Origin of the sequence: Dietzia timorensis, assembly GCF_001659785.1 — a bacterium.
Classification (GTDB): Bacteria; Actinomycetota; Actinomycetes; order Mycobacteriales; family Mycobacteriaceae; genus Dietzia; species Dietzia timorensis.
The window spans coordinates 3,497,236-3,511,550 of the sequence record NZ_CP015961.1; the positions used below are offsets into that span (position 1 = coordinate 3,497,236).

General features: G+C 60.6%; 15 protein-coding genes and 1 pseudogene. 8 read left to right on the top strand and 8 right to left on the bottom strand.

The genetic code is table 11. The features are described from left to right. Positions 1-96: 96 nt before the first annotated feature. Both BJL86_RS16150 and BJL86_RS16155 read right to left on the bottom strand, forming a co-directional pair. Entirely contained in the window at positions 97-444 is a 348-nt protein-coding gene (locus tag BJL86_RS16150; RefSeq protein WP_067478187.1) for a hypothetical protein, read from the bottom strand. 933 nt (positions 445-1,377) lie between these two features. Continuing rightward, the gene (locus BJL86_RS16155; protein ID WP_067478190.1) at positions 1,378-2,058 is read right to left on the bottom strand and encodes an NlpC/P60 family protein; all 681 of its coding nucleotides are present in this window, start codon (positions 2,056-2,058) and stop codon (positions 1,378-1,380) included. A 304-nt stretch (positions 2,059-2,362) separates the two neighbouring features. On the opposite strand from BJL86_RS16155, the gene BJL86_RS16160 reads away from it, so the two are divergent. Continuing rightward, positions 2,363-3,202 (top strand): metallophosphoesterase family protein, encoded by an 840-nt coding sequence (locus BJL86_RS16160; RefSeq protein WP_067478193.1) that lies wholly within the window; start codon positions 2,363-2,365, stop codon positions 3,200-3,202. A gap of 95 nt (positions 3,203-3,297) precedes the next feature. On the opposite strand, the gene BJL86_RS16165 is transcribed toward BJL86_RS16160, so the two are convergent. Next, positions 3,298-3,852: a C40 family peptidase gene (locus BJL86_RS16165; RefSeq protein WP_067476021.1), complete on the bottom strand. Its 555-nt coding sequence runs from the start codon at positions 3,850-3,852 to the stop codon at positions 3,298-3,300. Positions 3,853-4,516: 664 nt separating this feature from the next. Here BJL86_RS16165 and BJL86_RS17330 point away from each other — a divergent pair. From BJL86_RS17330 to BJL86_RS16175, 3 genes are all read left to right on the top strand, one after another. After that, a complete protein-coding gene (locus BJL86_RS17330) occupies positions 4,517-5,071 on the top strand; it encodes a hypothetical protein (RefSeq protein WP_156515364.1) in 555 nt (184 codons plus the stop codon). An 87-nt stretch (positions 5,072-5,158) separates the two neighbouring features. Further along, on the top strand, positions 5,159-5,587 hold the full coding sequence (locus tag BJL86_RS16170; RefSeq protein ID WP_067476018.1) for a hypothetical protein: 429 nt from the start codon (positions 5,159-5,161) through the stop codon (positions 5,585-5,587). A 58-nt stretch (positions 5,588-5,645) separates the two neighbouring features. Then, positions 5,646-6,107, top strand: coding sequence for a hypothetical protein (locus tag BJL86_RS16175; RefSeq protein WP_067476015.1), 462 nt, complete (start codon positions 5,646-5,648; stop codon positions 6,105-6,107). A gap of 171 nt (positions 6,108-6,278) precedes the next feature. Here the strand turns inward: BJL86_RS16175 and BJL86_RS16180 are convergent, their stop codons facing one another. Further along, positions 6,279-6,611 carry a type II toxin-antitoxin system PemK/MazF family toxin gene (locus BJL86_RS16180; protein ID WP_067476012.1) on the bottom strand — a complete coding sequence of 111 codons (333 nt, stop codon included), beginning with the start codon at positions 6,609-6,611 and terminating at the stop codon, positions 6,279-6,281. Positions 6,612-7,239: 628 nt separating this feature from the next. On the opposite strand from BJL86_RS16180, the gene BJL86_RS17875 reads away from it, so the two are divergent. Further along, complete coding sequence (locus tag BJL86_RS17875) at positions 7,240-7,824, top strand: class I SAM-dependent methyltransferase (RefSeq protein WP_082908595.1); 585 nt, start codon at positions 7,240-7,242, stop codon at positions 7,822-7,824. 705 nt (positions 7,825-8,529) lie between these two features. On the opposite strand, the gene BJL86_RS16190 is transcribed toward BJL86_RS17875, so the two are convergent. Beyond that, positions 8,530-10,560, bottom strand: coding sequence for a heavy metal translocating P-type ATPase (locus tag BJL86_RS16190; protein WP_231887251.1), 2,031 nt, complete (start codon positions 10,558-10,560; stop codon positions 8,530-8,532). On the opposite strand from BJL86_RS16190, the gene BJL86_RS17660 reads away from it, so the two are divergent. Continuing rightward, positions 10,507-10,677 (top strand): hypothetical protein, encoded by a 171-nt coding sequence (locus BJL86_RS17660; RefSeq protein ID WP_231887252.1) that lies wholly within the window; start codon positions 10,507-10,509, stop codon positions 10,675-10,677. The genes BJL86_RS16190 and BJL86_RS17660 overlap by 54 nt on opposite strands. Before the next feature lie 74 nt (positions 10,678-10,751). Here BJL86_RS17660 and BJL86_RS16195 read toward each other — a convergent pair whose 3' ends face one another. Beyond that, positions 10,752-11,348 carry a YdhK family protein gene (locus BJL86_RS16195; protein WP_067476006.1) on the bottom strand — a complete coding sequence of 199 codons (597 nt, stop codon included), beginning with the start codon at positions 11,346-11,348 and terminating at the stop codon, positions 10,752-10,754. A gap of 297 nt (positions 11,349-11,645) precedes the next feature. Here BJL86_RS16195 and BJL86_RS17880 point away from each other — a divergent pair. After that, positions 11,646-11,846: pseudogene (locus BJL86_RS17880) on the top strand (TA system antitoxin ParD family protein); the annotation flags it as partial. Between the two features lie 143 nt (positions 11,847-11,989). Here the strand turns inward: BJL86_RS17880 and BJL86_RS16205 are convergent. Beyond that, entirely contained in the window at positions 11,990-12,583 is a 594-nt protein-coding gene (locus tag BJL86_RS16205; protein ID WP_067476003.1) for a cadmium resistance transporter, read from the bottom strand. Then, positions 12,580-12,939, bottom strand: a complete 360-nt coding sequence (cmtR, locus tag BJL86_RS16210) for a Cd(II)/Pb(II)-sensing metalloregulatory transcriptional regulator CmtR (protein ID WP_075845107.1) — start codon at positions 12,937-12,939, stop codon at positions 12,580-12,582. Before cmtR ends, BJL86_RS16205 begins: the two co-directional genes overlap by 4 nt. 524 nt (positions 12,940-13,463) lie before the next feature. On the opposite strand from cmtR, the gene BJL86_RS16215 reads away from it, so the two are divergent. Beyond that, positions 13,464-13,721 (top strand): TA system antitoxin ParD family protein, encoded by a 258-nt coding sequence (locus tag BJL86_RS16215; RefSeq protein WP_075845108.1) that lies wholly within the window; start codon positions 13,464-13,466, stop codon positions 13,719-13,721. Positions 13,722-14,315: the final 594 nt, after the last annotated feature.

Below are 14,315 nucleotides of genomic sequence, written 5' to 3' on the forward strand. Positions count from 1 at the left end.
TAACGCCGAAACAATGGCACATCCCACTTCATCGAGCCTCAACCAGCGCTTTTGTCGCGAGCATCACAAGTGGAAATCCGCTGACCTGCGGTTTAATTATCCAACCGGTAGGGCGCTCTTCGCGGCTCGATACATCGACAGCGACGGAATGAGGAGGTTGGCCATCGCCAGGTTACGGGCGAACTGGATCTCGTAGACGTAGTAGTTGCCGCCATCGTTTGCGGGGATCGGGCCGGCCACCGGAGACTGGAGAAACTTCTTCGCGACGTCGACCATGTGGGGCTTCGAGTAGCCGATCGCCGTTTTGACGCCGAGCTCCTTGAGGTAGTTCCCGGCCGTGATCACGAGGAGCTCGAAGCCCGTCGCATGTCCCGCCGGCGTTCGGCGCGAGGCAACGCGGGTGATTTCCACGGTGTTCGGCTTGATCGGGAACGGCGCGCCCATTCGAGGAGAAATCCGAATGTGGCGAGAGCGGGTCGGCTGCCTGCGCTGTGGCGACGACCTCGCCTTCGAAGTACAGCGCGAAAACGTGCCCGGTCGGATTGAAGAACCGGCCGGTATTGAGATCGATGCCGAGGCGCTTGAAATAGGTGTCGTAAATCAGCTTGTTTACGTCGGCGGGAACAACATCCCCGGCATCGATGTCATAAACCTCGATGGAATAACCACCGTATTCTTTTGGAACATAAAGTCGTCGGCCGAGGAATTCGACTGTGGGTGCGTCGAGGACCATGTGAAACTCCCATCGGGTAGGGGAAGAATTCCGCTGCCGAGGCTAGTTTCTTTTGAGCAGTCGTCAAGAGCTTTGATTCCGTGCGAAACGCTCATTCATTCGCTGACAACCTGCGGGACATGTTCACGGCCAAGATGTCCGCCTTCCAGCGAGTATTTGGTCGCATTTTGTCAGATTTCCGCTATGCCAGCGGTTGTGGCGCGTCGACTCCAACCTCAACATTGCCGAAGGCAACGAACGTAGAACCAGAAGGGGTGAATTGACGCACATTCAAAATGGAGGCAGATTAAATAGTTCGGAGATCACACGCCTTTCGGCAAAGTAAATACACGAACGTTAATTTCCGGGCACAGCGTCGACAGCCACGCAATAAATTCTCCGACGGTCCACCAGGAGTTTCCCGATAAAATCGCCGCCAAAGCCCATTTCGAGCGCCCTAACACAACGTGAGTTCATCGATTTTACGAACGAACGGCGTTTGCGTCGCCGCGCAGAGGTACCACACCGATTACGCCCGACCGCCCACCTGCGATGCGAGCAACCAACACTTCCACTAAAGAAAAATCCCCGGCGCATCCGCCGGGGATTGTCGTACGTGAAGTCGAGAGAAGGTTCCCGCTTCACCCACCGTGAAAAGAACAGCCCTAGCGGAACCGTACCGCGTTGTAGACCGGCATCGAGTCGATCGGCGCGTAGCTCACGGGCACGCCATAGGTCGGGGCGTTGAGCACTTGGCCGTCGCCCGCATAAATTCCGACGTGGGTTGCACCCTCATAGAATGTCACCAGGTCGCCGAGCTGCAGATCGTCGAGATCGACCGGAGTGCCGGCAGCAGCCTGTTGTGCGGCCGTGCGCGGAATCGACACGCCCGCCTGCTTGTACGCCCACGACGTCAGCCCCGAGCAGTCGAACGAGTCGGGCCCGTTGCCGCCCCACACGTAAGGCGCGCCGATCTTCGTCTTCGCCGCCTCGAGCGCGGCAACTCCGACGTCATTATTCGCACCTGCATCGGCCGACTGCGAAAGCTGATCGGCAATCGAGCCGACGATGTCGCCGAACTCGCTGCCGTCGACATTGCTGTAACCCTCACCCGTCTCCGGGGTGGTGAACGCATCGAGGCTGCCGGTATCGATGTCCTGGCCCTCGAGGCTCGCGGTGTCGATGCCCTGCGCGCCAAGATCCCCGAGGTCGTCGAGAGAATCCGAATTAATCGCGGGCTGCGCCGAAGCGACCCCCGCGCCGGCGATCGAGGCGCCGCCAACGATCAGGCCCGAAACTGCGATGTGGCGAAAGCGAGAAGTGGTGGGTGCGGAGTGGGCTCCCATATGTCGATCTCCTTCGTGTGGTCCTGCCCCGCACCCGAGCTCTTCCCGGGCGCGCTACTCCCTCGGTGGGTACAGGCGAACCTGCGAGATCGGAAGCACCAACCGGAGCGTCACAGAACGATAACAGCGTTATTACACCGCAGTTTACAGTGAGGCGCAAGTAATTCAAGCGCAATTCATGAGTCGAATTCTCCCACGGCAACCATCGGGCGTCACTTGCAGGGCAAATACCCCTTGTTTCACATATGACGCCGGGCGCCACAGACACCCCTGCGGCCACCTCCTGCATCTGAGACAATGGACTATGGCCGAAAATGCCCTTCCAACTGCAGAAACCGTGCTCCCGATCGCCGTCATCGGAGATGTACACGGGGCCGTCGCCTCTCTCGCCCATGGCGCCGCCCACGCCTTCTCCGCGGGCGTCCCCGCCCTCATACAGGTCGGCGACTATTGGCTGTACGAAAGCCGCTACGCGCGCAATAAGGTCGACCGCACACTTGAGTCCCTGGCCGCCGAGGCCGGCCTCGATCCGGACGAGATCCACCTCTACTTCTGCGACGGCAACCACGAACATTTCGACACCCTCGACCCGGACGCCGCACAGCCGGTTCCCCTGAGCGATCACGTCACCTACGTTCCCCGCGGCGTCGCCGTCACCATCGCTGAACAGCGGGTCGGGTTTTGCGGCGGCGCCGAATCCGTCGACCGCGCGCGGCGCACGCCCGGCATTCATTGGTGGCCCGAGGAACGGATGACGAAGCAACAGATAGACCGCGCCCTCGACATGGGGCCCATCGACATCCTCATCACGCACGACACCTCGTCCGGAGTCTTCGAACGGCTCGCCGAGCGCGGCGGTCACCCGCTGGGCAAACTCGCCTTCGGCAAGACCGAGCGCGAGGCCATTACCGAGATCCTCGCCGCGACGCAGCCGAAGTGGCACGTGCACGGCCATCACCACACATGGGGACTCTTCAGTACGACGAATGGTTCCGTAGCGACGACGACGGTGTCCCTGGCGGCCGATGGCCGCGCGGGCGCGACCGCGCTGCTCGGCCGCGACTCGTCGGAGGCGTTCCCGGCGCCGGACCGCCGCGCCGGCCCGCCCCACGGCCTCGACCTCAGCGTCACGCCGGTTAAATGACACGATCGCCGCAGCTTCTCGTCAACGAGAAGCTGCGGCGATCCGTGTGTGTTCGCCCGGTGGCCGAGCGAATGGTGTCGAGCCAGCGCGAATGCCTAGAAGCGCACCGCGTTGTAGATCGGCATCGAGTCGATCGGGGCGTAGCTCACGGGCTGGCCCGCGCTCGGCGCGTTGAGGACCTGACCATCGCCGGCGTAGATGCCGACGTGGCTCGCGCCCTCGTAGAAGGTCACGAGGTCACCGGGCTGCAGGTCAGCGATATCGACCGGGGTGCCGGCAGCGGCCTGCTGCTCGGAGGTGCGCGGGATGTCGACGCCGGCCTGCTTGTAGGCCCAGGACGTCAGGCCGGAGCAGTCGAAGGCATCGGGGCCGGTGGCGCCCCACACGTAGGGAGCGCCGATCTTGGTCTCGGCGGCGGAGAGCGCGGCCTGACCGGTGCCGTTCGAGGCGCCGGTGGCCTCTTCGAGCTGGCCGGCATTCTGCTCGATCTGCTCGGTGAGGCCGTTGACGAAATCGGTGACCTCTGCGGGCTGCGCCGAAGCGGCGCCTGCGCCGGTGAGCATCGCGCCGCCGACGAGGAGGCCGGACACGGCCATGCGGCGGAAACGGACGGCGGCAGATGCGGTTGCAGTTGCGGAATGAGCTCCCATGATGAGGTCTCCTTCTTCTGGTCTAGCGGGCACGCCCAGGGATTGCCCGGGACGCGGTTTGTCTTGCGGCGGTGGGTTCGGGCGAACTCGCTAGATCGTGAACACCAACCGGAGCGTCACGAAACGGTAACAACGCGATCACGCCAATGTCTACTCGCCCCGCAACCCGCATGTCTCCGCCGACTCCAATACCCCTCGGCCACCTCACGTCTCCCTCATTCCCGCAGGTCCCGAACGTTTCACCCCATTTATGACGTCGGACGCCCGCCATTCCACGGCCCTTCGCGCGCTCCGACCTCCTCAACAATTTCGAGCCCGCCATCACCGGCCGCCATACCTCCCTCCGGCGTCCATACCTGCGCCGATACGCCGCCACGCCCCCGGACAACGGCGGGCGCACCCCAACTCCGCAACCGCAATCCGGCCGGCGCCCCATTCCCGATCCCGAAATCATCAAGACACCCTGAACGCGCGATAGCTCCTCCCTCACCATCTCGCCCCTCCAACACCCGTACAGCCCTCACCACCGCCTAACCCCCTGCCGCCCTGGTCACGGTCGTCACCAGGCGCCCAGTACGACCGGATCTTGCAGCAGGTTCGAATTCATTCCGCCGATGGCCACGCGACCGTATGCTTAAAGGCATTCTTAGTGAGAGGCGGGGGAATGAGGTTCATCACTATTGCTGCGGCCAGCGCGGTCTTGGCGCTCGGTTTGGCGGGTTGCGGAGCCGCCGAATCCGATCAGCCGGAAGACCCAATTTCGTCGATTACCAGCAGCGCTGCGAAGTCCACAACGACCGAAAGCAGTGCGCCAACTTCCTCTTCGAAAGCATCGGAATCCGACACGACCTCCACGGGTCTGCCCGAAGCAGATGCCCCAGAGCCCGCTGCGCCCGCCGCCGCTGATGCACCAACTCCTCCGCCATTCATGAGCCCAGAGGACTTCGATCCCTACGGGCCGCCGAGATTCGTCCAATGCTGGGAAACCAATGCCGCAGTCATGTCGGATGGATCGATCGTGACGGACATCGTCAATTGCGCACCAGAGACAGGTGATCCGGGGCTAGCTCCGCCTCGAGCTGACGGTTGCGTGGGACCCGCTGCAACCTGCGGCTACTACGACACGTACGGCAACCCGATCTGGGTCGACAAGGAAACCGGAGAGACTTCCCCTCGCTATTACGACGAGTTCGGCAACCCCACCATGGAGCCCAACTAGCAAGATTCTGGCGACTCGAAGAATTTCGCCGGTGGGCTCGTATATTCTCCACGTACTTGCCAGACCGCCGCTACGAAGGAGATGTGCATGCATTCGCGCCACCCGATCGCCACTCGACTTGTCGGTTCCGCGATCGTGTCAATTCCATTGCTGGCCTTCGGCGCCGGCGCGGCTTCGGCCGAACCGGGCCCCGTGACTCCGCCGAAGGGCATGCCGATGGTGGTCGACAACGTTCTCCAGCCAAGCAATCCGGACTTCTGGAATCCGGCGGCCGAAGGGACCCGAGTCCTCACTCCGCTTGAGGACGGCGACCAAGTCGCATGCTCGGCGGGCTTCACTCCTCCGGTCTCGTGCTCGAAGCTAAACATGAGCGACCTCTCTATGCCGCAGCGAGTTCTGGAGCACGTCGACATCCCCACCCTCGGCGGGCCGATCCGGGTGTGGATCGACGTGCCGCGCTGGGGCGACGGATCCACGGGCGAGCTGGGCGAGCACCTCGTCTCGAACTTCGGCTAACCGACGCGGTGAGTTCCGCGAGCTTGGCACGCTGAACTCCCATTGCAATACTGGCGCCATGGACGAAGTCTGGGTGCTGTGGGAAGACGAGGCTCCCAACCAGGCACCGCGCGTTGGGGTCAGCGTCGAGATCAGCGCCCGCTGGCACCCCGAGCCCGAATTCCTCCCGGCGTCGATGTGGTCGAGCGCGGACGACTTCGACTACTCGAGCGTCGACCGTGGCGTTCTGCTCATCTCTAGGAGGAGCAGCCTCTCCGTCGTCATGCCCGGTTGGGCCGTTGAATCGGGGCCGCCCCCTCCCGGGGTGCTCCAGCAGGACCGGTACCTGTGGATCGATACCGATTTTTCGCCCTCGTTCACGGCGACGATCGCCGCGACGTGCCTCGTCTGCGTGCCCGCCGAAGATTTTTCAGACCCAAGGCCGGCGTCCGCAATAGTCGTGACCGACCGCGCTACTCCGCCCGAGGGCTTTCTGATCCTCCACCGATACATCAAGGTCACTACGTCTCGCGACTTCTGAGCCCGAGGTGTCCACGTGGAGGGCGTGCCCACCCGCCGCCGCGCGCGCTTGGCCCCGCTTGGCGATCCTCGCGAGTGCAGGCCTCACCGGTGGAACGAGGATTCTGCCTTCCTGCGCCCGGAGTAGCAGCTACGGCACGTCGATACGCGCCGTTCCTTGCTACGTTTTACGTCAACGCGCGAGTCCCAAAAACGCCATCAACGACCGTTCGACTTCTACGAGCAGTTCGGATGTCAGACGCCCGACGCGCGTCTGAATGTTCGATCGCTGTACCGCAGTGAGCTTGTCGACCATCACATCGCTGTCCCGTTCGAGGCCCGAGATCGCATCGCGCTCACCCGGGATACGAATACGCAACAAAGGTGCATCGACCAGCTGGCTAGTCATCGGCGCAACATCCACCGACTGGGTCGAATCGAAGAGGTCATCCTGCACGATGACGGCGGGCCTCGACTTGGGCGCGTACACGCCACCGGCGACAGTCCAGATCTCGCCGCGAATCACGCCTCGTCGTCCCAAGGCGCGGCTGTCGCCTGGCGCTCCAGATTGACAGGAATCGCCGGTGCAGTTTTACGAAATCGGCTTTTCTAAGCACTACCCGTCAAACTAACGGCTTCGTGCGCCATGACCAAGGCGCCGTTTGCTCGCACATTTGCCCGTAGTCCAGCGTTGAAAGTGACTTTGTCGACGAGCGACGGACCTATTTACCACTGAACTCCGTGCTCACTTGGTGTGTTTTAAACACTGCATTCAGCTTGAGAGGCGCTCATCCAATTTCCTGGTCTGTAGTTCTTTTTTGGCGTGCGAGAAGGAAGTGAAACTTGGCACGGGGACACGTGCAGACAACAAATATCCACACCTACCGGCGAAAACGCTCCACCAGAGAAATGCTGCTAGCAACTAGTCGGGGTTCGCGGTTCCCGACATTGTCCAAACGCATCCGGTAGGCAGGAGACTGACCTAGAATTCGTAGTAGGCAACACGTTCCAGCCTTGGCCAGCCCCTTCGAGACTAAGCGGCCCAAGAACACATTCACTGGACGGTGGGAGTAGATGTAGTGTCAACGGACGATTCTCTCGATCCGATTTTTGAGGATAGGAACTCTCGGCGATTCGCACGGATTTACGACTCTATGAACGAACGCTCTGAACGCAAGCTCGAAAGCGTCCGCTCGGAACTCTTTCGGCACGTCACGGGCAACGTCGTCGAAATTGGACCGGGCACTGGGACAAACCTGCGATACTATAATATCGCCGAACACGTAACTCTAGTTGAGCCGTACTCTGCTATGCGAAGGATCTTGTCCGCCCGTGTTGGCACCGCCCGAAACTCGAACTTATTCTCGATTGTCGACGGACGAGCGGAAAGCATGCCTGCAGATTCGCAATCAATCGACACGGTCGTCTCGACGCTCGTGCTGTGTTCAGTTCCCGACTTGGACCGAACGCTTGCCGAAATTCGGAGAATCCTTAAACCAAATGGCGCTCTGGTATTCCTAGAACACCATGTGGGCAATGGTATAAGAAGCAAGACCCAGCACGCCCTCACCCCGTTTATGAAGAAATACGCGGCGAACTGCCACTTAGACAGAAATACGCCTCAAGCTATATGCAACGCGGGCTTTTCCGTGCAATCCGTGGTCGCGGTCCCAAACGACCTGTCACTTCGCCTTTTACCAAGCTGGCCAATGACCGCTGGCATCGCGATCGCAGCGTGAGCGAGGTTTTACTTTTACCAGCGTCTGCAATTCATCCCTCCGTATTGTGGATGTTTCCACGCTGACGTCGACGCTGTCTTGCACCAAATGGAGAGTCGCTTCACAGAAGCGATGCATGGCTTTGTCACATCCATACTTTCAACCAGCACTTTTTGGTACGCGGCTTGCCATTTGGCAATTTTCGCTCATGTTTGGTCGCCCCGGAGCGCACACGAAGCGCGATCGAATAACGCCGAGCCGGGCTTCATTGTTCGCCGCAGGATACGAACAAAAGAATTATCACTAGATCCTGCCTGGTGTGAGATCGTGGGGGTAACACCTTTGTGTCAGATCCAAGTAGCTTCATCAAGATCGAAGTTGCGATCGCTCAAAGGTGTCGGTGAGCACACAGCTATCCAACTCCCCCAACGCACGGTGGCACTTCATTTCGTGGCCTTAGATCTGAACCAACTCGTGATTCAAAACGCAATTATCGGCTACCAAACACGCTCGCCGATTCCAGGAGCTTTTAGTTTCGGGTTGGAAAAGTTCGTTTCTGCGCAGTAGTCCCGATCTATGGATCGCGGGGAAACCAGCCAACTTTAGTGCGCTGAGAGGTAGCGAAGCGACGAGTGCTGACTGCGAACGGGGCGCGGTCGACGTTTGTTCGTATTTCCTTGATCCGTGCTCTTCCTGGGGGTAGCCCCGCGCGAATGCCGTCTCGCTTCAGCGCATATTGGCTTCGGGCCTGAGATCGATGCGCCGAAGGAGCTGGGCGTTAAGCGCGACGACGACAGTGGACAAAGACATTAGAATCGCGCCGACTGACATGGGCATGACGAAGCCGATGGGGGCGAGTACTCCTGCCGCAAGCGGCACGGAAATGAGGTTGTAGCCGGCGGCCCACCAAAGGTTTTGCTTCATCTTCCGGAACGCAGCGCGGGACAGTTGGATAACCGAGAGAACCGAGCGGGGGTCGGAGCTGGCGAGGATGACGCCGGCCGAGGCGATTGCGACGTCAGTGCCGGCCCCAATGGCGATGCCGACGTCAGCCTGAGCAAGGGCAGGGGCGTCGTTGACACCATCGCCGACCATCGCAACCTTCTTGCCCTCATGCTGGAGCGCGGCGACCTTAGCCGACTTGTCCTCGGGGCGTACACCGGCGAAGACACGGTCGATGCCAAGCTCCTGGCCCACCTCATTCGCGACGGCCTCGGCATCGCCGGTGATCATGACGACTTCGATGCCGAGCCGGTGCAGCGAGTCTACGGCGCGGCGGGATTCCGGGCGGACTTCATCGGCGAGCTTGAGGCCGCCGATCACCAAGCCATCACGAACGACGTGCAGGATGATCGCACCCTCCGCCCGCCAGGAGTCGGCAATGTCGACCTCGTTTTGTCCGGTTTCTTCCAGCAGTCGCGGACCACCGACGCGGATCTCCTGGCCGGACACGGTCGCGGTGACACCGACCGCAGGAGAAGAGGAGAACCCGCTGGTCGCTGCGATGGCGAGATCCTTCTCTTTGGCCGCGGCGACGATGGCTTTCGCGAGTGGATGCTCGCTGTCGGCCTCTGCGGCAGCCGCCAGCGCGAGCACTTGATTAGCGTCTAGATCGGCGGCCGGCTCGACGCCGGTGACAGTGGGCTCGCCCTTTGTTAAGGTGCCGGTCTTGTCGAACAGAACCGCGTCGACCTGGCGCATCGACTCCAAGGCGAGGCGGTCCTTGATCAAAACGCCGCCACGGGCGGCACGCTCGGTGGCGATGGAGACCACCAGCGGGATTGCCAGACCCAGGGCGTGGGGGCAAGCGATGACGAGGACAGTGATGGTGCGCACCACGGCATCGTCGGGGCTACCGACGAGCGTCCAGACGGCTGCGGTGATCAGGGCAGCGCCGAGTGCGAACCAGAACAATAAGGCCGCAGCGCGGTCGGCGATGCGCTGAGCCCGAGACGAGGAGCTCTGAGCCTCTGCGACTAGTCGATTGATGCCGGCGAGGGCAGTGTCATCGCCGGTGGCAGTGATCTTCACACGCAGGCCGGAGTCTGTGGCTACGGTGCCGGCAGTGACGGCGTCGCCTTCACCGCGAGCGACGGCGCGGGACTCGCCGGTGATCATCGATTCGTCCATGTCGGCACTTCCATCGACGACCCTGCCATCGGCAGGAACGCTGCCGCCGGGGCGAACGATGACGATGTCGCCGACGCGCAGATCGGCAGGGGCGATCGTGACGACGTCGTCACCCTCGACGCGCTCGGCCTCGTCGGGCAAGAGAGCGGCGAGGGAGTCGAGCGCCGACGTGGTCTGAGCCAGCGAACGCATTTCGATCCAGTGACCAAGCAGCATGATGACGATCAGCAGCGCCAGTTCCCACCAGAACTCAAGCTCATGATGGACAAGCCCGACCGTGGCCGCCCACGAAGCTAGGAACGCAACGGTAATCCCGAGCGCGATCAGCAGCATCATCCCGGGCTGGCGACTCTTGACTTCGCTGACGGCGCCGCTGAGGAAGGGGCGTCCGCCCCAGACGTACATGACGGTGCCGAGCGCGCCGGCGACCCAGCCAGCCCAGCCAGGAACCGAGTAGCCCAGAAGCATGGCGAACATAGGGGAAAATACGACTACTGGGATCGCGATGAAGAGGTTGATCCAAAACAGACGTCGGAACTGGCCTACGTGGTCTCCGTGGCCCGCGTGACTGCCATGTCCAGCGTGATCACCGTGGCCGCTGTGATTCGCATGGTCGCCGTGGTGCATGGAGTGGCCCGCGTGTCCGGCATGCGCGTCGTGTGCCATGCGGGGCTGAGTGGACGCGACATCACCATGGTCGTAGTCCCGATGGTGTTGATGTGTGGACGGGTCCGTCATAGCTAATCGCCTTCCCTCAGCGTTCCCCTCGATCAGGTCATTATTCTGGCCGTGGACCATGCAACGTCCCGGCGCTCGGCCTATGTGGCCAGCTGAATTTCACTTTCGACGACCCACTTGTGGTTGGTCATCGTCATGCCGTCTGCCTCGTAGTTGACCATGTAGACAGTCTCGTCGGTAGAGGAGTCGATGGTGGCCTTCGCGCCCTCCATGCCCTCCATGTGTTCGGCCTCTAGTGTGACCTCGGTTCCGTCGGCCAGCCGTTCGTCCCCGGCGTCCTTGATCTCCTCCTGCACAACCCACTTGTGGTCATTGACCGGATCCCCGCCGGTGGTGGGCGTGTAGCTCACCGCATAGGTGTAGGTGTCAAAAGCGCCAGCGATAGTGGCCTTCGCGCCCTCCATGCCCTCCATGTGATCGGCTGTGAGCGTGACCTCAGTGCCCACCGGGAACTTCGGGGACGGAGCTTCCGTGATTCCCTCCGGGGCGGGCCCGCCGTCCATCGGATGCTCCATCGAAGAGTGATCCATCTCATTTTCGCTGCTCGCTGGAGCGCTGGTCAAACTGCCGCCTTCGTGGCCCTGGTGGCCCTGGCCGTCTTCGGTGCTGCAGCCAGCCAGTACCAGAGCTCCACCTAGGATTCCTGCGGTGATGGTCGTTATGAGGTGCTTTCGCATGTGGTCTCCATGATTGATTTGCCTGTCAATCTTCAGTGTATACCCCCTGGGGGTACCAGTAAAGGGTGTGGAACCCCTCCACTTGATCGCCGTTCGAACTTCTGTCGCGACAGCGCGGTTACGTATTGAGGTCTTGTGCGCCACTTCCGATGGCGGCGCTGCGCGAATAGTTGCGCTGTTAAATGCACTCAACACGTCGTTAGGATTCGGGCTCCGCGAGCGACCTGAAGGAGAATGCTTGGCGGCTCTCTCGGAAGTTGATATTGACCTCCCAAAGTCACTGAAGCTGCAGGAGCGAAAGAAGGGCGTTACGGCCGTCAGCAGCTGGAGCACTGGGCAAGAGTAGGGCAGTCCGTGTCGGAACAAGCACGCTCTTCACGTAATAGAGTCGACCAAGCACTTGCTGGCACCATTTCGCCGAAACAGCTTTGTGCCACCGAAAGCACGCTCTTCAATGCGGAAGTCGAAGACGAGACCGAAAGAAGATTTTCAAGGTAAATTACGCTCGCCTTCGGGCAAAGCTTGAGCTGTCATCGGTTGCATTCACAAGCTTCAAAGAGATTCCTGCAGCGCCACTTTGTTTGCTGCACCAGCGTCGCCAACCCGCCGTGCCCCTCCCAAAGCAGACGCGATATCTCTCGTTAGAGACCGAACGCACCGCCTCCGACGAGGATTACAACGCCGAGCCCGATTAGCACGATTGGGAAAAGGATGTGCTCCCATCGTTCGAGCACCTCGGCGATTGGGCGACGTGTGGCGACGAACTTGGCGACAGCCACGAGCACCGCCACGAGCGCCAAAAACACGATACAGAAAGCTATTACAGACGGCGTGCTGACGTTTAGGAACACGGGCACGTAGACGCCGATGTTGTCTCCGCCGTTGACAAAGGTGACGCCGGCGACGGTCGCGACTGCGACGCCCTTGCCGGAAGCGGCGGAATCATCGTCGTCATCGCCCTGGCACGCCTGCCATGCTGCCCAGATGCCAAGAGCAAGGGGGATAAGACCGAAGTAGGGAATCGCCTTTGGCGGCAGCGCCCACCCGGCGCCCACGGTTACCAACAGTGTGGCGGCGAGGATTCCTACGAAGCCGAGATACTGCCCAAGAAGAATCTTCACTGTTGTCCGAGGATGCCCAGAGCCCCGCGCGAAGAAAAGCGAGAGCACGATAATGTCGTCGATGTTGGTCGCGATAAATAGTCCGACCGCCTGCAAGAGCGCCGTAATCGTCATGAGCTGAATCCACCGTCGTGGCAACCTGCCACGGTGCAGGCCACGTCCATGCAAGGAGCGCCTTCATCGACGGCAAGCTTGACCGAAACCAGTTCATTGAGCGCGCGCGCTAGATGGGGGTCGGAGATCTCGTAAAGCGTTTGTCGACCTTCATGGGTGGCGACCACAATCCCGCAGTCTCGTAGGCACCCAAGGTGATTAGACACGTTCGAGCGCGTTAGGCCGAGCGAATTGGCAAGTTCCGCTGGATGCGCGGGCCGAGCCAGGATTGACAAGAGAATCCGCGAGCGCGAGGGATCTGACATTGCTCGACCCAGCCTCTGTATCGCATCCAACTGAGAAGCAAGATTCAGCATAGACTTAACTGTACAGTAACGACTGAACTAATAGATGTTCGACCTAGGCCGTGCACCCTTCTTCGCATTGTGGGTTCCCTATTTCCTACTGCTCGGTCGGATTTGTCGGCAATAAGCCGCAGCCGAGTGTGCGGAAACGGGACTGCTGCATGGGGCAGGTCATCTCATCTGCGACGCTGAGAAGCGTTGAAGGGAAGGATGTCCCCCATGCCCAAGACCTACCGCCAAGAGTTCCGCGACGACGTCCCACGCCGAGACCTTGCCCGCATCCCTTCTGGCTCCGCCACAAGCGGGAACTTAAAGCCGAGAGTGGAACCTATGCTGTAAAGCAGGTCACCGGGTAATCCGCCAATACGGCGATCGGGTCCATGGCGGCGCCGATTATCGATTTCCCAGCAGTGGCCTGCCCGCCGGTCGATCCGTGCACAGTGGAGGTGGGCGATCTGTGGGCGTAGGCTTTCTGCCAAGCCCATCCTTATTTTGCTATTTGTGCGTGAGTGCGCTCATGCGGGATCGAGTGCGCAGTGCCCAATTCGGTCGTAGTTGAGAACTTTTCTCCTTCATTAATTCACGCTTCCAAACTCGCAGCGGAACATGAAGGCCGTACTGCCGATGAGCAGCTTGAGCACTGGACTCGAGTGGGGCGTTCCATTCTATTGAGCTCGTCGCTCACAATGGAGCGGGTGGAACTTGCTCTAGCAGGAAAGCTTGCAAGGGAACGGTTGAGTGAACTCGAGTCCATTATTTTCGATTCCGAGGTTGAAGCCAGGAGTGAAGAGTGACGGGCGATTCTGAACTCTAGGAAGCGACTTGGCACCCAGGTTGTTTCGAGATTGCAGAGTTAACGATTTTCGATTGCGGAGTCAGGATCGGGCAGTAATGGGTTTCGACACAGGGTCCTAAAACGAGTTTGCCGACCCGTGTTCTCGGTGAAGGTTGAACTTTTTGACTCACTTAGAGATTGACTGTCGTCCGACTTGTGTCGCGGTACGGTGCGCTGTGCCAGATCATTATCAATAGTCGCGAATGGCCTGCGAACTTTATGCTTCTCGGCCGATGTTTCGGAGTGCATCGATGGCTTCGGCCGTTAGGGTTGTTTCGAATCGCCGATACGAATCGATGCGTCTTCGGTTAGGTTCTTCGCTCCAAGCTGGCGACGAGCGTGGGTCTCCTTGCGCAATGTGGAGCCATAGCCATGTAATGGCATAGGGACGAGCCTGCGGTCGCCGTGGTGGGCGTTGCAGGGCTGCCCATTGTCGAAACCACTGGTCTGAGTCGCTGCATATCGTACGAACCTTGCTTTCTAGCTTGCGGTAGTCGACGTCAGAGCCAAGCGTCTCGTCAAATTCCCGGATTATCACCGTTAGTTTGAACCG